Here is a 20,125-nt window from a genome sequence, read left to right as displayed (position 1 = left end):
CGTCGGTCAGGTCCGCAGCAGCTTCTTGAGGATCTTTCCGGCGGGGTTGCGCGGCACCTCGTCGATGAGTTCGATGCGGCGGGGGCGCTTGTACGGGGCCAGCTGCCCGGCCAGGTGGCTCATCAGCTCGGCCGGCTGCGTGCCCTCCACGGCCACGGCGTACGCGAGCGGCACCTCGCCGTAGTCGGCGTCCGGGATGCCGACGACCGCCGCGTCGAGCACCTTCGGGTGGGCGCGCAGGGCACGCTCGATCTCCGCGGGGTAGACGTTCTGCCCGGCCCGGATGATCAGGTCCTTGCGCCGGTCGACCAGGTGGATCCGGCCGGCGCGGTCGAGGTAGCCCAGGTCACCGGTGCGGATCCAGCCGTCGACGGTGACCTCCGCCGTGGCGGCCGGGTCGTTCCAGTAGCCGTGCATGATGCCCGGGCCCCGGACGACGACCTCGCCGATGGCCTCGGGCCCCAGCTCGGTGTCGTCGGTGTCCAGGACACGCGCGGACATGCCGGGGATGACCCGTCCCGCGGGGATCTGATCGGGCAACTCCCCCTGCAGATCGGGGTGTTCGGCCGGGCCGAGGGTGACGAACGGGCCGCCGACCTCGGTCATGCCGTACACGTGGCGGAAGCCGCAGCCGAGCCGTTCGGCCGCTTCCTTGTACACCTCCAGCGGCATCGGCGCGGCACCGTACAGCACCTCCCGCAGGCTGGAGAGGTCGGCGCTCTGAAGACCCTTGGTCTGGAGCATGAAGCGGAGCATCTGCGGGACCAGCCACACGTGCGTGGCCCGGTGCTCCTCGATCAGCGACAGCGCCTTCTGCGGCTTGAAGCCCGGCATCAGCACCACGGTGGCACCGGCCGCCATGTACGTCAGCGAGACCACCATGCTGCCGTGGTACAGCGGGCAGCAGTTGACCATCACCATGTCGTCGGTGGGCGCGGCCAGGGCGAGCCAGCCGAGCGCGATGGCCCGGAACGAGCCCTGGTCGACCGTGACGCCCTTGGCCTGGCCGGTGGTCGCCGAGGTGTGCAGGATCGCCGCCACCGCGTCGTCCGGCACCACGGGCAGCGCCGCGTTCACCGGGGTGTCGGCCAGTTCGGCGAACTCCTCGCTCTCGAAGGCGATGCGCAGCTTGACCGGCAGGTCCGGGTGCCGCTCCAGGAGAGCGGCCTCACCGATGACCGCACTCGCGCCGGTGCGCTCCGTGATACCCGTCACCTCGGACGCGATCAGGCTGTGGTTGACCGGCACGAACACCGCCCCGAGGCGGGCCAGCGCGAAGTAGCTCTCCAGAACCTCGATCCGGTCCAGCGAGAGCACCGCGACGCGGTCACCGGACTGGACGCCGAGTCCGGCGAGCCCCTGCGCGATACGGGCCGTACGGTCGTGCAGCTCGGCCCAGGTGACCGAGCGGCGCTCGTCCACCAGGGCCGTACGGTCCGGGAAGCACTGCCGGTTGCGCTCCAGCAGCTGGGTCAGCCACATCAGGCGCCGCCCGCCTGAGCCGCGCTGCCGCGCTCGGCGACGAAACGCTCGTAGTCGGCGATCGTGGAGAGGCCGTCCATGTCCTCCGCGGTGACCTCCACGCCGGTGCGCTGCTCGATGAGCAGGACCAGACGCACCAGGTCACCGGAGTCGATGCCGCTGGCACTGAGGTCGACGTCGTCGCCGATGCTCTCCGCGAACTCCTGCATACCGGTGAGTTCGACGAGCATGTCCCGTACGGTGCTCATGAGTTGCCTTTCGCTGCTGTGCCACTGAAGGTGTTGTCCCAGGCCCCGTCCCCGACCGGGCAGCGGTGCTCGGCGAGCGGCTCGCCCGCGGCCACCGTCCAGGGCAGGAAACGGCTGGGTACGGAACCGGCGCAGAAGTCGACGAAGCCCTCCTGCGCGCGCTTGTGCCGGATGGAGAGCAGGGCGAAGATCGGATCGACCGGCTTCCAGACGTCGTCCTCGTCCAGCACCTCCAGCCACGAGTGCTCGGCGTCCAGGACGCCGAGGAACCGCCCGCGACGGGTGCGGACCGTGAGTCCCTCGGCGAGCGCCTGGCGCTGCATGCGCAGGGAGCACACGGTGCAGTCCATGATCTTGATCTCCTCGACCGCCGCACGGTCGATGCGCAGGCGCGGGTGCATCCACTGGAACCGGAAGCGCCCGTCGAGGAGTTCGGCCAGCGTCTCGTCGAAGAGCCTGCGGGCCACCGCGGACTTCAGCGGGGTGTGCCGGCCGGCGGTGGAGATGCGGCCGGTCAGGCGCACGGCCGGGCTGCCGGTCACGGTCAGCACGCCGTCCTCCGTCACCGACTCCTGGTCGCAGGCCAGCTCCTCGACGCGTCCGCCGAAGACCTCCGGCGTCGGCAGGACCACCCGCCACTGGCCGCCGGGGCACTGCTTGTTCCGGCAGCTGAGCTTCCACTCCACGTCCCAGCTGCGGGGCGCGATCCATGTCTCCGGGGCCGCGGAGGCGTAGCGGATCATCATGCGCTGCCCGGCGAGCGGGACGCTGGTGATGGAGCCGGAGTAGAGGGCGACGTTCGCCAGGTCGTTGTAGTCGAACAGGACCGCGTCGCCGCTGCCGGTGTGCGGGATCCCCGCCGCCACGAGGGCGTCGAGCACGAGATCGCGGCAGCCGAGCAGCGCGAGGGCACCGGCCCGGTCCACCTCGAACCGGCGGTACTTCTCCGGCATCGGGACCAGGTCGCGCAGTGCCTGCAGCCACGGCTGTACTGCCGCGTCGGTGACGGAGCCCACCTGTGGAGCCACGGGATCGTCGTTCCTTCCTCGTCGCTGGAGCTGCTGTTGGTGCAAGAGAGCTGAAGGGTGCGCGTGCGCGGGCAGCCCGGATCACTGCGGGAGCGGCATGCCGCGGATGAGGTACGCAGTAAGGAGAGAGGCGCTAACGCGCCATCTCACTCCCCAGGTTCGGAAACTTCCTTCGAAACATGTTTAGGAGGCGGTCAGCGGGCTGAAGTTCGATGCGGGGAGCGGGGATTGATCTCCCTCCTTGCAGCCTCCTTCTTCTCTGGGGGCACTGCACACACAGAAAGACAAGGAGTGGTCGAGGTGTTTACCAGGCTCAACGGCTTCATGGAGAGGAGGCCGGGGCGTCTGCTGCTGCTCGTCGGCGTCCTCATACTCGTGGGACTGGGCGTCGGCGGCAGCTCTCTGACCAAGATGACGATGGGTGTGGACGACTACGACGACTCCCAGTCGGCCGCGGTCAAGGTCCTGGACAAGGTCGAGAAGGCCAGCGGATCGGACCTGGAACAGGGCTACGTCGTCCTGGTCAAGACCGACCAGCCCATCGACCCGCAGTCCGCCGAGCGTCCCGCGGTCGTCACCCGGGCCATCGACCTGTTGAAGAGCCGCCACGAGGTCAAGGCGGTGTGGGACTACGCCTCGACGCACAACCCGCAGATGGTCTCCGCCGACCGCAAGGAGACCTACGTCGTCGCCGGGGTCGGCAGCTTCGCGCCCGGTGACGCCGTGAAGAAGGCGGTCACCGACCTCCAGGACAAGATCGACGCGGACCCGCAGCTGCGCGACCGCGTCAGCCTCGGCGGCCCCACCGCCTCCAACGTCGAGGGCAGCACCATCTCCAGCGAGGACCTGGGCAAGGCCGAGACGATCGGCTTCCCGATCCTGCTGGTCCTGCTGCTGTTCATCTTCCGCGGTGTGATCGCTGCCCTGATCCCGCTGGGCGGCGCGATCTGCACCATCGCGCTGGCGCTCGGCGTCATGGGCGTGGTGATGACCACCGTGCACCTGTCGATCTTCGCCCTCAACCTGCTCTTCGCGCTGGGCATCGGTCTGTCCATCGACTTCAGCCTGCTGATCATCTCCCGCTACCGGGAGGAACTGCACCGCGGTCAGTCCCCCAAGGAGGCCGTGCGCACCACCCTGTTCACCGCCGGCCGCACCGTCTTCTTCAGCGGTCTGACCGTGGCCGCCGCGCTGGCTTCCCTGCTCGTGTTCCCGCAGCGCTTCCTCTACACCATGGGTGTCACCGGCATCGCCACCGTCTTCGGCGCCCTGGTGTTCGCCCTCCTCGGGCTGCCGGCCCTGCTGGCCGTGCTCGGCACGCGCATCAACAAGTGGGCGCCGAAGCGCTGGCAGCGCGCCGACGAGGGACCGGAGACCGAGGGCCGCTGGTACCGCTTCTCGCGCGGTGTCATGAAGCGGCCCGTCATCGCCGCCGTCAGCGCGGGCGTCGTCCTGGTGGTGCTCGGACTGCCCTTCTTCGGCATCAAGTTCACCGGCATCGACTCCGCGTCCATGCCGCGTGACTCGCACGCGGGCAAGGTCTACGCCACCCTCGAGCGGGACTTCCCCGGTTCGCTCCAGTCCCCGGTCAACCTGATCCAGGAGGCGCCCGCGAACGCCGGGCCGAAGCTCGCCGAGTACGCCGCCAAGCTGAAGCAGATCGACGGGGTCGCCGCGGTCGCCCCGCCCCGCCAGCTCGGTGACGGCCTGTGGCAGACCGACGTCTCGCTGAAGAAGGCGCCCCTGTCCCTCGACGCCCAGGACACCCTGAAGGAGATCAAGGACACCCCGGCGCCGTACCCGACCGAGGCCACCGGCAATACCGCGCTGTTCCGCGCCATGCAGGACAGCCTGGGCTCCCACCTGCCGCTCGCGGTCGTCGTGATGGCGCTGACGACGCTGCTCATCCTCTTCGCCATGACCGGTTCGGTCGTCCTGCCGCTCAAGGCGGTCATCACCAACCTGCTCACCCTCAGCGCCACCTTCGGCATCCTGGTCATGGTCTTCCAGGACGGGAACCTCGAGGGCCTGCTGGACTTCCGCAGCCAGGGCGCGCTCCAGCCGACGATGCTGATCATCCTGCTGGCGCTGACGCTGGGCGTGTCGACCGACTACACCGTCTTCCTGTTCTCCCGGATCAAGGAGGGCGTGGACCACGGCATCCCGAACCGCGAGGCCGTCGCGACCGGACTGCAGAAGGTCGGCCGCATCACCACGCTGGCCGCCGTCCTGTTCTGCATCCCCATGGGCGTCCTGACGCTCTCCCGCCTCGTCTTCATCAAGCAGCTCGGCCTCGGCACCGCCCTGTCGGTGATCATCGACGCGACCCTGGTACGCGCCCTGCTCGTGCCGTCGCTGATGGCGATGTTCGGCTCGGCCAACTGGTGGTCCCCCGGCCCGCTGCGGCGCTTCCACTCGCGCTTCCTGGGCGGTTTCCAGGAGTCGGAGGCGGCGCCCGTGCCAGGTGCCCGCACCGTCTCCGCCGAAGTGGAGACCGCCGGTGACCGCTGAGCAGACCGCGGCCACCGCGGCCACTTCGGCCACCGCGACCATGGACGACGAGGCGCGCCTGATCGAGCACTTCGAGGCGCTCCTCGCCGCCGATGAGCGCGTCGAACCCCGGGACTGGATGCCCGACGGATACCGGCGCATGCTCATCCGGCAGCTCGCGCAGCACGCCCACTCCGAGATCATCGGCATGCAGCCGGAGGGCGGCTGGCTCACCCGGGCCCCTTCGCTGCACCGCAAGGCCAGCCTGCTGGCCAAGGTGCAGGACGAGGCCGGGCACGGGCTCTACCTGTACTCGGCCGTCGAGACGCTCGGCGTCACCCGCGCCGAACTGCTCGACGCCCTGCACTCCGGACGCCAGCGGTACGCGGCGACCTTCAACCACCCGGCCCTCACCTGGGCCGACACCGGGGCGATCGCCTGGCTGACGGACGGCGCCGCCGTCGTCAACCAGGTGCCGCTGTGCCGCACCTCCTACGGGCCGTACGCGCGCGCCATGCAGCGTGTCTGCCAGGAGGAGGCCTTCCACGTACGGCAGGGCTACGACGTGCTGTGGTCGCTGTGCCGCGGCACCGCCGAGCAGAAGCAGATGGCCCAGGACGCCGTCAACCGCTGGTGGCTGCCCGCCGTGGCGCTGATGTTCGGTCCGCCGGACACCGTGGCCGGCGGCGCCCAGGACTCCCGCGCCGCCGCCATGGGGGCGCAGGTGAGCCAGCGCTCGATCGCCTGGGGCATCAAGCGCCACACCAACGACGAACTGCGCCAGCGCTTCGTCGACAACGCCGTGCCGCAGGCCGAGGAACTCGGCCTGACGCTGCCCGACCCGGCGATCCGCTGGAACGAGGAGCGCGGGCACTACGACTTCAGCCCCATCGACTGGCAGCAGTTCCGCGACGTGCTCGCCGACGACTCGCAGTGCGCCAAGCAGCGACTGGCCCACCGCAAGGCCGCCCATGAGAACGGCGCCTGGGTGCGCGAGGCCGTGGAGGCCTACTCCCTGCGTCAGGACGAGACGCCCGGCGGGAACGAAGACCAGGACGAAGACAGAAACAGGAGGCACACTCCATGAACGGACGGGTGGCGAGATCACAGGCACCGTGGGAGGTGTTCATCCGCCCGCGTCGGGGCCTGTCCCACCAGCACGTGGGCTCCGTCCACGGCGCCGACGCCGACATGGCGCTCGCCAACGCCCGCGACCTCTACACCCGCCGCGGGGACCTGGTGTCCATCTGGGTGGTGCGCTCCGAGGACGTACGCGCGTCCTCGCCGGACGAGAAGGACCCGTTGTTCAGCAACGCGGCCGACAAGCCGTACCGGTACCCGGACCACTACGTGGCCCTGAACAAGGCGGGGGGCCATGACAGTTGAGGCCGTAGAGGCGGTGACGGCAGCGGACATCGCCGCGTACGCGCTGCGCCTCGGGGACGACGCGCTGATCCTCAGCCAGCGGCTGTGCGAGTGGGTGACCCGAGCACCCACCATCGAGGAGGACCTGGCGATGGCCAACATCGCCCTGGACCTGCTCGGACACGCCCGCACCCTGCTCGGCTACGCGGGCGAGCTGGACGGCACGGGCCGCAGCGAGGACGACCTCGCCTACACCCGCACCGAACGGCAGTTCCGCAACGCCCTGCTGGTGGAGATCCCGAACGGCGACTTCGGCCTGTCCATCGCCCGTCAGCTGGTCTTCGCCCACTACACCCGGCTGCTGTACACCGCGCTGGAGGAGTCGGCCGACGCCGTACTCGCCGGGCTCGCCGCCAAGGCGTCCAAGGAGGTGGCCTACCACTGTCTGCACGCCGGGCAGTGGGCCGTCCGCCTGGGCGCCGGCACCGAGGAGAGCCACCGCCGGATGCAGGCGGGGCTCGACCAGGTCTGGCCGTACGTGGCCGAGCTGTTCGACAGCGACGAGCTGGTACGACGGCTCGACGGCGACGGCACCGGTGTCGACCCGGCGCGGCTGCGCGCCGAGTGGGACGAGTCCGTGGGCGCCGTGCTCAGCGAGGCGGGGCTGACGGTTCCCGCCCCCCGCTGGCGGGCGGGCGGCGGCCGGGAGGGGCTGCACACCGAGGCGTTCGCCCCGCTGGTGGCGGAGCTGCAGGCGGTGCACCGCCAGTACCCGGGAGCGAGCTGGTGACCACGGCTACCCGCAGCGCGGTGGACGAGGTCAGAAGGCTTGTCGAGGCGGTTCCCGACCCGGAACTCCCACTGATCTCCCTGGGCGACCTGGGGGTGATCCGGGACGTGGCACTCGCGGACGACGGCGTCGTGGAGGTCACCATCACGCCGACGTACACCGGCTGCCCGGCGATGGAGACCATCCACGGCTCGATCCGGGCCGTGCTGGCCGGGTGCGGGCATCCGGACGGGCGGGTGCGACAGGTGCTCTCGCCCGCCTGGACCACCGACTGGATCAGCACCGACGGCCTGCGCAAGCTGGCCGAGAACGGCATCGCGCCACCGGGACCGGCCGGCGCGCCCCTGCCTGTCCGCATCGGGATCGGCGTGCCCTGCCCGAACTGCGGCTCCGCGGCGACCCGCCCGCAGAGTGCGTTCGGTGCGACCCGGTGCCAGTCGATCCTGGTGTGCACGGCCTGCCGCGAGACCTTCGCGCACATGAGAGCGACGTGACGACACGGCATGGAGACAGGCGATTGAAGGACAGCAACGAAACCCCGACGATCTCACGCCGTGCGACGGGATTCCACCAGCTGCGGGTCACGGCGGTGGACAAACTCACCGACGACGCCGTCGCGATCAGCCTGGACGTGCCCAGGGACCTGACGGACACGTTCGCCCACCGGGCGGGCCAGCACCTGACGGTCCGGCACTTCCTCGGCGGCCCCGACGGCAAGGAGATCCGCCGCAGCTACTCGATCTGCAGCCCGCCCACCCAGCCACCGACTCCCGACGCCGGCCTGCGCATCGTGGTCAAGCGTCTGGGGGACGGCGGCTTCGGCGAGTACGCCCTGACCTCGCTCGGCGCGGGTGACACCCTCGTGGTCGGCCCGCCGACCGGCGGCTTCCGGCTGGCCGAGCACCCTGGCGCACACCACGTGCTCGTCGCCGGCGGCAGTGGCATCACACCGCTGCTGAGCATGGCGGCGGCGGCGCTGCGCGAGGACCCGGCGTGCCGGGTCTCGCTGGTGTACGCCAACCAGACCTCGATGTCGGTGCTGCTCGCCGACGAACTGGCCGATCTGAAGGACGCCTACGTCGACCGGTTCTTCGTCCTGAACGTCCTCTCCCAGGAGACGCAGGGGGCCACGCTGCTCTCGGGACGCATCGACACCGAGCGGCTGCCGAGACTGCTGGAACTCCTCGGCGCCGAGCCCGACGACGGCACGTACTTCTACCTGTGCGGGCCCTGGGGTCTGGTCGAGGGGGTCCGGGGCACCCTGGCGGAATGGGGCGCCGACTCCTCCCGCATCCGCCTGGAACTCTTCACGACCGACGGCGAACCCGGCAGGCAGGCCCCCGAGCCCGTCGACCGGAGCGCCCCGGCCGCCCACGCGCGCATCACCGCCCGGCTCAGCGGCCGGACCACCGTGTTCGCCATGGAACCCGAGGACAACGTGGTCCTGGACGCCGTGCTGCGGGCCCGGCCGGAGACGCCGTACTCCTGCCGGGACGGCCTGTGCGGCACCTGCCGCGCCAAGGTCGTGTGCGGCAGCGTGCAGATGGACCGCCAGTACGCTCTCGGCCAGGAGGAGCTGGACCGCGGCTACACACTGGCCTGCCGTGCGCGGGCCGTGTCGACGGAGGTCGAACTCGACTTCGACGCCTGAGCGGTGACCGGCCGACACGACCGGACTGGCTGCACGGCTGAAAGGCTGAACAGCTGAAGAACGGCTGAACGGGTGAGGGCCGCCGGACCTTCTGGGTCCGACGGCCCTCACCCGTATCCGCGGGACCGTGCTCAGCCCGCCCCGCACAGCTCGGCCACCAGCTCCATGACCTGGGCGGTCTGCGCGCCGTTGAGGCGCGGGTCGCACGCGGTCTCGTAGCGCAGCGGCAGATCGCCCTCGGCCACGGCGGGGCAACCGCCGAGGCATTCGGTCACATCGGCGTGGGTGGCCTCCAGGTGCACGCCGCCCGGCCAGCCACGGGCTTCCCGGACCGCCGCGAAGAACCCGCGGATCTCCTCGCCGATGGTGTCGGTGTGCCGGGTCTTGTGCCCCGTGGCGCTGGTGAAGGTGTTCCCGTGCACCGGGTCGCACACCCACACCACCGGATGCCCGAGCCGCGCCACCGCCGCCACGAGCGGCGGGAGCACCGTACGCACCCGCTCGGCGCCCATACGGGAGATCAGCACCAGCCGGCCGGGCTGGTGCCCCGGGTCGAGCCGGGCGCACAGTGCGGCCAGCTGCTCCGGGTCGGTGTCCGGGCCGACCTTCACCCCGACCGGGTTGGCCACGCCCGACAGGAAGCGCACATGCGCGCCGTCCGGGTCGCAGGTGCGCGCGCCGATCCACGGCAGATGGGTCGACGTCAGGCACCACAGGCCGGTGGCGGGGTCGCGGCGCACGAACGGTTCCTCGTAGTCGAGCACCAGCGCCTCGTGGCTCGTCCAGACGGCGGGCGCGCTACTGGCCAGCGTTCCCGGCATGGCCATGCCCGAAGCCGCCAGCTCCCGCAGCAGGCCGAGTACGTCACTGGCATGCCGGTGGCCCTGGAGCAGGCGCATGGCGTCGGGGACGCGGGCCGCGGGATCGGGCGCCGGGTCGTTCACCAAGTGCCCGCGGAAAGAGGGCAGTACGAGGTCGCCGACCTTCTCGGTGGGGGAGGAGCGCGGCTTGGCGTACTGACCGGCGATCCGACCGATGGGGATCGCCGGGCGGTGCAGCGCCCGCTCGACGGTGCGGGCCGCGCTGTGCAGCAGGTGCACCCGAGCGGCCGTCCCGGCGAACTCGGGCGTGTCGAAGGTCTCGGCGCAGTCGCCGAGCTGGATGACGAAGGCGTCGGCGTGGGCGGCCCGCGACAGCAGCCGCCGCAGGTCGAGGACCTCGTGCGGCGCCACGAGCGGGGCGGCGGCGGCAAGCCGGGCGCGGACTCTGCGGAGCAGCTGCGCGTCCGGCCAGTCGGGCATCTGCGTGGCCGGACGGCGGCGCCAGTCCGCGGGTGTCCACAGCGGTTGGCGCCTCGGCGCGAGCAGCGGGGCGGCGTGCATGACGGAAGGGCCTCCAGGTGAATACGAATTCAGGCCGGCTCGAACTCAGGCGGTGATGAGCCTCTTCTGCACCTTCCCCGCGGAGTTGCGCGGCAGGGTCTCGACGATCTGCACGTCCTTCGGCGTCTTGTACGCCGCCGTCCGGGCGGCCAGATGGCTCATGATGTCGTCGCGGGAGACCTGCGCGCCGGGTGCCAGGACGACCAGGGCCAGGGGGACCTCCCCTTCCACCGGGTCGGCGACACCGACCACGGCCGTGTCCGCGACGGCGGGGTGCCGGCGCAGCACACGCTCGATCTCGGCCGGGTAGACGTTGCGCCCGTTCCGGATGATCAGGTCCGTCTTCCGGTCGAGCAGGTGCAGGCAGCCGGTCTCGTCGAGGTGGCCGATGTCGCCGGTGCGCAGCCAGCCCGTGACCAGTGCCTCGTCGGTGGCGGCGGGGTCGCGCCAGTAGCCGCGCATCCGGCCGTCGCCGCGCACCAGGATCTCGCCGCGCTCGCCGGTCGGCAGCGGCCGTCCCGCGTCGTCCGCGATGCGCACCGACATGCCGGGGATCACCCGGCCGACCGGCAGCGCGTCGGGCAGGTCGCCGTGCGGGTCCGGGTGTTCGGCGGGCGCCAGGGTGACGAACGGGCCGCCGGCCTCGGTCAGCCCGTACACCTGGCGGAAGCCGCAGCCGAGCGTGCGGGCGGCTGCCGCGTACAGTCCGACCGGCATGGGGGCGGCTCCGTAGAGGACCTCGGTGAGCGAGTCCGGCAGGGCGGCGTCCTCGTGTGTGCCGAGGTGGTCCAGCAGGGCGCGCAGCGTCTCCGGCACCAGCCACAGGTGGGTGGCCCGGTGCTGCTGGGCGCTCGCCACGATGTCCTTGGGCGGGGCGTCCGAACCAGGGATCACCACCGTCGTCCCGGCCGCGAGGTGGGCGAGGGTCAGCACCACCGTCCCGTGGAACAGCGGGCAGCAGGTGACCAGTACGGCCTCCGCGGGCGGCGCGGCCACCGCCAGCCAGCCGAGCGCGATGTCCTTGACCGAACGGTGGTCCACGACGACGCCCTTGGGGTGCCCCGCCGTCGCCGAGGTGTACAGGACGGCCACCGGGTCGTCCGCCCGCACGACGGGCTCCTCGCCGGCCGAGGCGGGGGCCGCGGCGGGGCTCGTGGTGGCGGCGTCCCGGTGGCGGGAGTCATCGAAGGAGAGCCGCCAGGGCGCGTCGGGGCCGGCCGTGCCGGGTGCGGTGTCGAGCCGTTCGAGGAGTTCGCTCTCGCCGATGATCCCGGCGACCTTGGCGTGCTCCGTGATCTCGGCGACCTCACCGGGCACCAGGGCGGGGTCGACCGGCACGAACAGGGCGCCGATCCGGCCGAGCGCGAAGTAGGTCTCCAGCACCTCGACCCGGTCGCGCGAGAGCACCGCGACCCGGTCGCCGTGCCGCACGCCCAGGGCACCCAGGGTCACCGACAGCGCCTCGGCCCGGTGGGCCAGTTCCGCCCAGGTGAGCGACCGCCGGGCGTCGGCCAGCGCCACCCGGTCGCCGAAGCACTGCCGGTTGCGCTCCAGCAGCTGAGTCAGCCACATGCTGTTGCTCTCCCTATCCGGTTGCGTTAGGTCCGTTGCGAGGGTGTCCGTTGCGTGGAGTCCAGGGCCTCCACCCGAAACAGAGACCCCGGAGAGCCGCCGCACTCCATCGGGAGCGAAATTCATGGGGAACGCGTCCGCATGGCCTGAGCGCGGGGCGGGGAGAGAGTGCCTGGGCAGAGCCTTCCCCGGCGCCCCGTCATCACATCGAGTGATTCTCTGGCCTTTGCTTGCACGGCAGAACCCGCGGTTGCCAGTCTGTTGCTGTCTGTACAAACCGATGGGAGTGGCCAGTGACTTTCGGTGAGCAGCCGGCCTACCTGCGTGTCGCGGGTGATCTCCGCAAGAAGATCGTCGACGGCTCACTGCCGCCCCACACCCGCCTGCCCTCCCAGGCCCGCATCCGCGAGGAGTACGGCGTCTCGGACACGGTCGCGCTGGAGGCCCGCAAGGTGCTGATGGCCGAAGGGCTGGTCGAGGGCCGCTCCGGCTCGGGGACGTACGTGCGCGAGCTGCCCGTGCCCCGGCGGGTCGCCCGCTCCGGGTACCGTCCGGCCGGGGGGGCCACGCCTTTCCGGCAGGAGCAGGCAGATGACTCGGCGCGTGGCACCTGGGAGTCCAGCAGCGAGCAGACCGAGGCCGGCGCCGCCATCGCCGAGCGGCTCGCGATCCAGCCCGGCGACCGGGTCATGCGCACCAAGTACTTCTTCCGCGAGTCCGGCGAGCCGATGATGCTCTCGACCTCCTGGGAGCCCCTCGCCGTGACCGGCCGCACCCCCGTGATGCTGCCCGAGGAGGGCCCGCTCGGCGGTATGGGCGTGGTCGAGCGCATGCGGGCCATCGATGTCATCGTGGACAACGTCACCGAGGAGGTCGGCGCCCGCCCCGGCCTCGCCGAGGAACTGCACCTCCTGGGCGGCGTCCCCGGCCATGTGGTCATGGTCGTCCAGCGCACGTACTACGCCTCGGGCCGCCCGGTGGAGACCGCCGACGTGGTGATCCCGGCCGACCGTTACCGGGTCGCGTACCACCTGCCGGTGAAATAGCGCACGTTCCTGGCGAAGGAGCGCACGCCCGCGCGAGGCATCGCCCGCTCCGCGTGAGGTAGCGCACACCCGTGCGGCGCGTACCCCGGTCGTGCGGCCTGCTGTCCGGTCCGGGCGCCGTTGCAATCCGGCCGTTCTCGCAGGTGACTCCCGGTGTGCCCGGCATGCTCCGGACCGTGGGCGGCGTCATGCACCGGGGCGTGTTCGGCATCGTGCGCCCCTGGTGTTCTGGCTGGTTGCGTACCTCTTTGTGAAAAGCCGAGTTCGCTGCGTGAAGGTAGGGCGTACGCTCGGGCATATGCGGATTGCGGTTTCCTTGGGTGGCGCACTGCGCGGAACCGGGAGGGGAAGCAGGTGGGGCGGTGTCAAACGAAGCGACAGGGGCGGTGAGAGCCATGAGTGAGGGCACGGTCGCGCTGCCCTGGATCGTCATACGGCAGGACGACAACGGCAATCGATACCGCGTCGGCCGGTACGCGACACGGGCAGAGGCCCAGAAGATCGCCGACAGCCTCGACGACCGCGGCCACAAGCAGGTCTACTGGGTCGAGCGCATCGGCCAGAACGGCGACGGCACGCGTACCTGAGCTGCCGGAACGGGGAAGGGGACCGCGCCCAGAACTGACCTCCTGTGCGCACCCGTAGGGCTCCGCCTCATGACCGAACGGATCGTGGTGGTCGGAGCCGCCCTGCCCGCCCTGCCCGACGTGGCCGCCTGCTCGCCGCGCGCCGCGGCGCGCCCCCCGAGCCGGCCGGACGGACTCGACTCCTGCCTGGTCCTCCTGCCCGGATAGGGTCGTTCCCGGCCAGGTTCGGGGCGAGAGGGAAGAGGGCTCAGCCGGTGCTGATCGACACGGTGGCCTGGGTGCGGATCGAGGGCGGCCGGATCCTGTGCGCACGTCCGCGCGGAAAGGACGTCTTCTACGTCCCGGGCGGCAAGAGGGAGGGGGTCGAGAGCGACCTGGAGACCCTGGTGCGCGAGGTCGAGGAGGAGCTGACGGTCCTGCTGGATCCGAAGACGGTCGTCCACGCGGGGACGTACGAGGCAGGGGATCCCGGGCTCCCGGACGGCACAGTGGTGCGGATGGCCTGCTACACCGCCGAGTACCAGGGAGACCTGACGCCGAGCAGCGAGATCGAGGAGATGGCCTGGTTCTCGTACGCCGACCGGGACCTGGTGCCGCCGGTCGACCAGATGCTCTTCGACGACCTGAAGGCCGACGGCGTGCTCGTCTGAGTCGCCTGAACACATCACCGTGCCCTGGGAACGGCCCTCCGGCTCTCCGTGGGGTTTCCCGCACGGCGGATGACGCAGATCCCGTCCGGGCTCGCGGAGGGCATGCGGCAGATCATGCCGTCCCTGCCGGGCCGCCGGCCGAGTCAGCCGTGGCGGCCGTGCCGAGGGACATGGCGCGAGTGGGCGGGAGCGCCCACGCCCCTGTGGTGACGGCCTGTCGGGCGCTGGTGACGGTCATGACCGACCGTCAGATGAGCAAGGCCCAAGCCGCTCGGCGGGTGCGTGCGGGCCGGCCCTCCTCGACCCGGTGACCGATGCCGCGCCGGGACGGCGACGCGCCTGGGCGGTCCGGGACGAGACTCCGTCGCCCGCAGAACTGTCCGACCGGTGGTCGGCACCCGCGCATGTGGAGTAGCGGACCGACAGCACAGAGTGTTCCGAGAGTCGGCGCCGAGGCGGAGTCCGGTGAGCTGCGCCCCGTGCATCGCCCCCGACCGGCTCCGGGAGATGCCCTGGCCCGGCCCGGACGTCCCGGCGGTCCGCGAGATCGCCCGGACGACCCGGCGCGGGACCACGCCGACAGAGCCGGGGGCACACCGGGCGAACGGGGGAGTGCGCCGAACGGGCCGCCCGGCCCGGCCGCGGGGCGTGCGTGTCGTACGCCGTTCGTGCCACAGTGCGCCCTCCTGCACACCCCAGCGCGGTAATACAACCGGAATATCGGGTATGTGCCCATTAACCCCACGAAACCGGACGTGGGGTGGGTTCGCTGTCCTGGGAAGTGATCGGCGTGATCGACACCGAAGGCGACCGCGCCGAGTGGGTCTTTCCCGCGGAACCCGGCGCCGTGCGCACCGCTCGGGCTGCGGTCCGCGGCCAACTGCACGGCTGGGACCTCGACTGCGTCTCCGACCTCACCACACTGCTGGTCAGCGAGCTGGTCACCAACTCCCTGCGGTACGCCGCCGGCCCCATCGGCGTACGGCTGGTGCGCCCGGCCGGGCTCGGTGACCCGCTGCTCGTGGAGGTCTCCGACCCGCTCCCGGACCTCCCGCACGAACGCGCCGCCCGCCTCGAGGACGAGCACGGACGCGGCCTGCAGCTCGTCGCCGGCTCCTCGCGCCGCTGGGGCACCAGGCCCGGCGTGACCGGAAAGACCGTCTGGTTCGAACTGGCGGTCCCCCACTGATCCGGCAACGGCTGCCGAGGTAACGGGTGTCGGGGGGTGAGACGGAGGCAGGGTGGGGGCATACGGGGGCACGACGGGTGTACAGCGGCGGCCCTGCCGTCCATCGAGCGGCCCGCGCACTCGCTCCATGCCGGAGTACGTGATTCGAGGGCGTGTTCCCTGGTTAGAAGTCTGGAAGTGTTGCCATGCGGCGGTCCGAAAAGAACCTGGACCGAGCTGTGATCGTGAACACCGTGTCGTGCGGCGCCGTAGTGCTGGATACTGCGGGCAGCCGCCATTCGGTGACCGGTGCCGGACGCGGTGAGCTGGAGGGGACGGTTCGCGTGAGCGGGATACCAGCGAAGGCCACGGAGTCCGAGGACCCGTCGGACGGCGCGAGGAACCAGGCCGACCAGGCCGCCGCGGCACCCGGCGACGCGATGTGGCAGAGCAGTCCGCCCGGCTCGATCTACGACTACATCAAGGTCGCCTCCTTCTCCATCGGACCCGGCGGCCTGGTCGACCAGTGGTCGCTGCGCGCCGAGCAGATCTTCGGCATCCCCGCCGAACGTGCCGTCGGCATGGACCCCATAGAGGTGTTCGTCGACCCCGATCTGCGCGAGCGCGGCCAGCGCAAGATGGCGGAGATCCTCGACGGGCGGGAGTGGACCGGAGTGGTCCCCTTCCGGATGCCGGACGAGCCCGACGGGACACGCGGCGAGGAGGGGCTCGCCGAGGTCTACGTCATGCCCACCCGGACCGCCGAGGGCGAGAAGGCCGCCGTCTGCATCGTCGTCGACGTCCGCACCCTGCGCAGCATCGAGACCGACCTGGCCGCCTCGCAGGCGATTTTCGGCCAGTCACCTTTCGGATTTCTGCTGATCGACCCCGATCTCAGAGTCCGCCGCGCCAACATGCGGTTCGCCTCCATCTTCGGCGGTACCCCGGACGACCACCGGGGCAGGGGAGTTCACGACTATCTCGCGCGCGGCGAGGCGGAACGGGTTTCGGCCACGCTGCGACGAGTGCTGGAGACCGGCAACTCCATCACCGACATGCACATCACGGGTTTCGTACCGGGCTCCGAGGAGCGGCGGCACTGGTCCGTCAACCTCTACCGCGTGAACAGCGGCAGCGGTCGGCCCATCGGCGTCGCCTGGCTCGGCACCGACATCACCGCCCGTCGCGCCGCCGCCCGCGAGGCAGCCGCCGCCCGCCGCAACCTCGCCCTGCTCAACGAGGCCGGCGCCCGCATCGGCAACTCCCTGGACCTGGAGACCACGGCCCGCGAACTCCTCGACGTGGTCGTCCCCGGCTTCTGCGACCTGGCCACCGTCGACCTCTACCAGGGGCTGCTCGCCGGCGACGAGACCCCGCCGGGCCTCGCCGACGGCAGTGCCGCGGTGCGCCGCGTCGCCTTCGCCAGCGCCGTCGCCGACGTGCCCCTCCAGAGCAGCGTCCAGCCCGTCGCGGTCGGCGCGGTCCACCACTTCCCGTTCAACTCGCCCTGCGCGGAAGCCCTGCGCACCGCCCGCCCGAAGCACGTGCCCGCCGAGGAGGGCGGCCTCGTGCAGTCCACGCTGGCCGTGCCGATGGTCGCCCACGACACCGTCGTGGGCCTCGCCCGGTTCGCGCGGACCAAGGGCAGCGAGCCGTTCGGCGACCGCGACCGGGACCTCGCCGTCGAACTGGCGGCACGTGCCGCCGTCTGCATCGACAACGCCCGGCTGTACCGGCGCGAACACGAACGCGCCCTGATACTGCAACGGTCCCTGCTCCCGCCCGGCGACCCCGAGGCCTCCGGCCTGGACATCGCCTGCCGCTACCTGCCCGGCAACGCGGCCACCGAGGTGGGCGGCGACTGGTTCGACGTCATCGAACTCCCGGGGCACCGTACGGCGTTGGTGGTGGGCGACGTCATGGGCCGCGGGCTGCGGGCCGCGGTGGCCATGGGTGAACTGCGTACGGCGGTACGCACCCTGGCCCTGCTGGACCTCGAACCCGCCGAAGTCCTCTCCGCGCTGGACGAGATCGCCCGCGGACTCGGTACCCCCGGCGGCGTCCAGCAGGCCACCCGCACCGCCCGCCAGCCCCGCGCCGCAGACCTCTCCGAGGTCTACCTCGCCACCTGCGTCTACGCGGTCTACGACTCGGTCACCAGACGCTGCACGTTCGCCAACGCCGGCCACCTTCCCCCCGTACTGGTGGAACCGGGCGAGCCTGCCCTGATGCTCGACGTGCCGCCCGGCATGCCCCTCGGTGTCGGCGGGGAACCCTTCGAGGAGGTCGAGGTCGAACTCCCCGAGGGCGCCCTCCTGGCCCTCTACACGGACGGCCTGGTCGAGTCCCGCGACCACCCCCTGGACGAGGGACTCCAGGCGTTCGTCGGCGCTCTCACCGACCCCGCCCGTCCGCTGGAGGACGTCTGCGACCACGTCCTCAACACCCTCGACACCCACCACGGTGAGGACGACATCGCCCTGCTGATGGCCCGCGTTCAGGGCCTGCCCGCCGAGTCCGTCGGCGACTGGACGCTGCCGCGCGAGCCGCGCAGCGTGGGCCGCGCCCGGGAGTACACCCGCGCGCAGCTGCTCGGCTGGGATCTGGAGTCGCTGGTCGACACGACGGAACTCCTGGTCAGTGAGCTGGTGACGAACGCGCTGCGGTACGGCGAGGGAGACATCAGGCTCCGGCTCCTGCTGGACCGCACCCTGGTCTGCGAGGTCTGGGACTCCGGCCTGGTCCAGCCCCGTCGCCGGCGAGCCCGCGACACCGACGAGGGCGGCCGTGGGCTGCAGTTGGTCGGGCTGCTCAGTGCGGCATGGGGCTCCCGCAGGACGCCGCGCGGCAAGACGGTGTGGTTCGAACTCCCGCTGCCCGGCACGGACCAGACCCTCACCGACCCCACGGAGGCCCTGCTGAGCCTCTTCTGACACGTCCGTTGCCGGGCCGCGGTGCCTGATCCGAGGGCGTTCGATCTCGGCAGCGGCACGGGGCTAGCCGAGTCGGCGGCGGCACGGGGCTAGCCGAGCCGGCGGCGTGCCCTTGTCTCCGGGCCGCCGAAGCTCGTCGGGGGGCCGGCGTCCGGTTCCTCGGCCAGGAGGACTCCGCCGAGGATCGCACCGGCGAGCCCGGCGGCCTCGCTGTCCGTGCCGGCGTACGGATTGCCGTGCGCCCGTACGTCCCGCTCGGCCAGCTCCCGGGCCTGCCGGGCCACCCGGTCCGCCCGTTGGACGTCCCCCGAGCCGAGCGCCCGTACCGCCTCCGCGAGCCGCGCCCGCGCCTGTGCGCCCACCGCCCCCCGGTGCACGGCGACGAAGTCCTCGGCCCCGTCGACGGCCTCGCGTGCCACGAGCAGCTCGGCCGTGTCCAGCACGCCCGGCAGCCCCACCTCCAGCCGCGCGACCGCCCGCGCGATCCGGCGCAGCGCGTCCAGCGGGTCGTACGCCCCCTTCGTCAGCTCATCGCGCACGGCGGCCAGCACACCGTCGGCGTGGGCGAGGCGGGCGTGCAGCTCACCGGCGGCGAGCGAGCGCACCTGCCCCGTGCGGGCCGCCGCGATCCGCGCCTCGGCGCCGGTCAGCGCGGCCGGGACCAGCGCGGCGGCCTGCCCCAGCCGGCCGCGCAGCCGTTCCACCCCGCCCACCAGGATCCCGGCCTGGGCGACGGCCCCCTCGGCGGCACGCAGCTGCCGGGCCGCCCGCGCGGCGTCCTCCGCGTCGTCGGCCTGGCGGGCCTGGTTGAGGTGGCTGGTGGCGAACACCAGCCGGTCCTTGGCCTGTTCGACGTATCCGGTGACCGACCCGACGGCCAGGGGCGTGTACCGGTCGTGCAGACCCGCGAGCGTGACATGGGCCGTCGCCGTCCGCGCCGTCAGCTCCCGGAAGCGTGCCTCGGCCACCTCCAGCGCCTCGCCCACGCCCCGCTCCAGCCCGCGCAGCCCGTCCAGGTCCGGCGCCGCCGCGTCCAGCCGCCGGCCCGCCTCCGCGCACCGCCCGGCCACCCCCACCAACGCCTGCCGTCGGGCCGCCGGGTCCTCGGGCACCCCCTCCTCGTAGCGCCGCCAGATCGCGAACGCCGCCGTCAGCTCGGTCTGCGCGGCCCGCACGGCGCGCTCGAACGGTTCGGTCTCCGGCGGCCCGAACCGCCTGGACACGAACGACAGTTCCTCCCGGCTGGTGCGCACGCAGTCGTCTGCCAGGACCAGCGCGGCCCGCGCCTGCCGCTCCGACTCGGCGGGCGCGGGCACGGGCGGTTGTACGGACACCGTGGCCGGGGTCGTCCGGGTCCGGGCCCGCCGGGTGCGCCGCAGGTACCCGTACCCGGCGAGCACCCCGGCCGCGCCGACCGCGACGAGCGGCATGATCAGGTCGGCACCGGACGTCCCGTCCTGCCGTGGGGCGGCGGCACTCGCGACACCCCCTGCGGGGGCCACCGGAACCGGATCATCGCCCCCGGCCGTCATCACCGGCAACACCAGCCACCCGGCCCCCACCACGACACCCAGCACGGCATGCGCCACGCGCACCCGTATGTTCCCCTTGGCATGCCGGGCTCGGCCCCGGATCAGGGAGGAGGTCACCTTTCGGAGCGTATGGGCAGGTCGGCGGCTCCGCGAGCGGTGCGGATACAGCCGGGGGACGAACGGAACCGCGGAACAGGGGGC

At 71.9% G+C, this 20,125-nt stretch carries 18 protein-coding genes; 12 read left to right on the top strand and 6 right to left on the bottom strand.

Features of this window, described 5'->3' with window-relative positions; translation table 11 throughout:
* Window positions 1-6: 6 nt before the first annotated feature.
* The 3 genes from K7G59_RS27945 to K7G59_RS27935 are packed head-to-tail and all read right to left on the bottom strand — an operon-like array spanning window position 7 to window position 2,758.
* A complete protein-coding gene (locus K7G59_RS27945; RefSeq protein WP_225838975.1) occupies window positions 7-1,482 on the bottom strand; it encodes a class I adenylate-forming enzyme family protein in 1,476 nt (491 codons plus the stop codon).
* Window positions 1,482-1,730, bottom strand: coding sequence for an acyl carrier protein (locus K7G59_RS27940; RefSeq protein WP_225838973.1), 249 nt, complete (start codon window positions 1,728-1,730; stop codon window positions 1,482-1,484). The genes K7G59_RS27945 and K7G59_RS27940 overlap by 1 nt, the downstream gene beginning before the upstream one ends.
* Window positions 1,727-2,758, bottom strand: a complete 1,032-nt coding sequence (locus K7G59_RS27935) for a hypothetical protein (RefSeq protein WP_225838970.1) — start codon at window positions 2,756-2,758, stop codon at window positions 1,727-1,729. The genes K7G59_RS27940 and K7G59_RS27935 overlap by 4 nt, the downstream gene beginning before the upstream one ends.
* 300 nt (window positions 2,759-3,058) lie before the next feature.
* On the opposite strand from K7G59_RS27935, the gene K7G59_RS27930 reads away from it, so the two are divergent.
* The 6 genes from K7G59_RS27930 to K7G59_RS27905 are packed head-to-tail and all read left to right on the top strand — an operon-like array spanning window position 3,059 to window position 9,054.
* Entirely contained in the window at window positions 3,059-5,269 is a 2,211-nt protein-coding gene (locus K7G59_RS27930; RefSeq protein ID WP_225838968.1) for an MMPL family transporter, read from the top strand.
* Window positions 5,270-5,309: 40 nt separating this feature from the next.
* Window positions 5,310-6,335 carry a 1,2-phenylacetyl-CoA epoxidase subunit PaaA gene (gene paaA, locus K7G59_RS27925; protein WP_308295098.1) on the top strand — a complete coding sequence of 342 codons (1,026 nt, stop codon included), beginning with the start codon at window positions 5,310-5,312 and terminating at the stop codon, window positions 6,333-6,335.
* Window positions 6,332-6,634, top strand: coding sequence for a 1,2-phenylacetyl-CoA epoxidase subunit PaaB (paaB, locus tag K7G59_RS27920; RefSeq protein WP_225838964.1), 303 nt, complete (start codon window positions 6,332-6,334; stop codon window positions 6,632-6,634). The genes paaA and paaB overlap by 4 nt, the downstream gene beginning before the upstream one ends.
* Complete coding sequence (paaC, locus tag K7G59_RS27915; protein WP_225838962.1) at window positions 6,624-7,403, top strand: 1,2-phenylacetyl-CoA epoxidase subunit PaaC; 780 nt, start codon at window positions 6,624-6,626, stop codon at window positions 7,401-7,403. Before paaB ends, paaC begins: the two co-directional genes overlap by 11 nt.
* Window positions 7,400-7,897, top strand: coding sequence for a 1,2-phenylacetyl-CoA epoxidase subunit PaaD (gene paaD / locus K7G59_RS27910; RefSeq protein ID WP_374114290.1), 498 nt, complete (start codon window positions 7,400-7,402; stop codon window positions 7,895-7,897). Before paaC ends, paaD begins: the two co-directional genes overlap by 4 nt.
* A 23-nt stretch (window positions 7,898-7,920) precedes the next feature.
* Window positions 7,921-9,054, top strand: a complete 1,134-nt coding sequence (locus K7G59_RS27905; protein WP_225838961.1) for a 2Fe-2S iron-sulfur cluster-binding protein — start codon at window positions 7,921-7,923, stop codon at window positions 9,052-9,054.
* 131 nt (window positions 9,055-9,185) lie between these two features.
* Here the strand turns inward: K7G59_RS27905 and K7G59_RS27900 are convergent, their stop codons facing one another.
* Window positions 9,186-10,436 carry a 3-deoxy-7-phosphoheptulonate synthase gene (locus tag K7G59_RS27900; protein WP_225838959.1) on the bottom strand — a complete coding sequence of 417 codons (1,251 nt, stop codon included), beginning with the start codon at window positions 10,434-10,436 and terminating at the stop codon, window positions 9,186-9,188.
* Between the two features lie 45 nt (window positions 10,437-10,481).
* The gene (locus K7G59_RS27895) at window positions 10,482-12,008 is read right to left on the bottom strand and encodes a class I adenylate-forming enzyme family protein (protein WP_225838957.1); all 1,527 of its coding nucleotides are present in this window, start codon (window positions 12,006-12,008) and stop codon (window positions 10,482-10,484) included.
* Window positions 12,009-12,301: 293 nt separating this feature from the next.
* Here K7G59_RS27895 and K7G59_RS27890 point away from each other — a divergent pair, with 293 nt between their 5' ends.
* From K7G59_RS27890 to K7G59_RS27865, 6 genes are all read left to right on the top strand, one after another.
* Entirely contained in the window at window positions 12,302-13,054 is a 753-nt protein-coding gene (locus K7G59_RS27890) for a GntR family transcriptional regulator (RefSeq protein WP_225838955.1), read from the top strand.
* Between the two features lie 395 nt (window positions 13,055-13,449).
* Entirely contained in the window at window positions 13,450-13,641 is a 192-nt protein-coding gene (locus tag K7G59_RS27885) for an SPOR domain-containing protein (RefSeq protein WP_225838953.1), read from the top strand.
* 69 nt (window positions 13,642-13,710) lie between these two features.
* Entirely contained in the window at window positions 13,711-13,848 is a 138-nt protein-coding gene (locus K7G59_RS27880; RefSeq protein WP_225838951.1) for a hypothetical protein, read from the top strand.
* Between the two features lie 47 nt (window positions 13,849-13,895).
* Window positions 13,896-14,291: an NUDIX domain-containing protein gene (locus K7G59_RS27875; protein ID WP_225838950.1), complete on the top strand. Its 396-nt coding sequence runs from the start codon at window positions 13,896-13,898 to the stop codon at window positions 14,289-14,291.
* 760 nt (window positions 14,292-15,051) lie between these two features.
* Window positions 15,052-15,480: an ATP-binding protein gene (locus K7G59_RS27870; RefSeq protein ID WP_225838948.1), complete on the top strand. Its 429-nt coding sequence runs from the start codon at window positions 15,052-15,054 to the stop codon at window positions 15,478-15,480.
* 323 nt (window positions 15,481-15,803) lie between these two features.
* A complete protein-coding gene (locus K7G59_RS27865; protein WP_225838947.1) occupies window positions 15,804-18,392 on the top strand; it encodes a SpoIIE family protein phosphatase in 2,589 nt (862 codons plus the stop codon).
* A gap of 89 nt (window positions 18,393-18,481) precedes the next feature.
* Here the strand turns inward: K7G59_RS27865 and K7G59_RS27860 are convergent, their stop codons facing one another.
* On the bottom strand, window positions 18,482-20,041 hold the full coding sequence (locus tag K7G59_RS27860; RefSeq protein ID WP_225838945.1) for a hypothetical protein: 1,560 nt from the start codon (window positions 20,039-20,041) through the stop codon (window positions 18,482-18,484).
* Between the last annotated feature and the right edge of the window lie 84 nt (window positions 20,042-20,125).

This window comes from Streptomyces sp. NK08204 (assembly GCF_020400585.1).
In the GTDB taxonomy this organism is placed as follows: domain Bacteria; phylum Actinomycetota; class Actinomycetes; order Streptomycetales; family Streptomycetaceae; genus Streptomyces.
The sequence above is the reverse complement of the archived record's forward strand: the minus strand, read 5'-3'. Positions and strand labels throughout refer to the sequence as shown.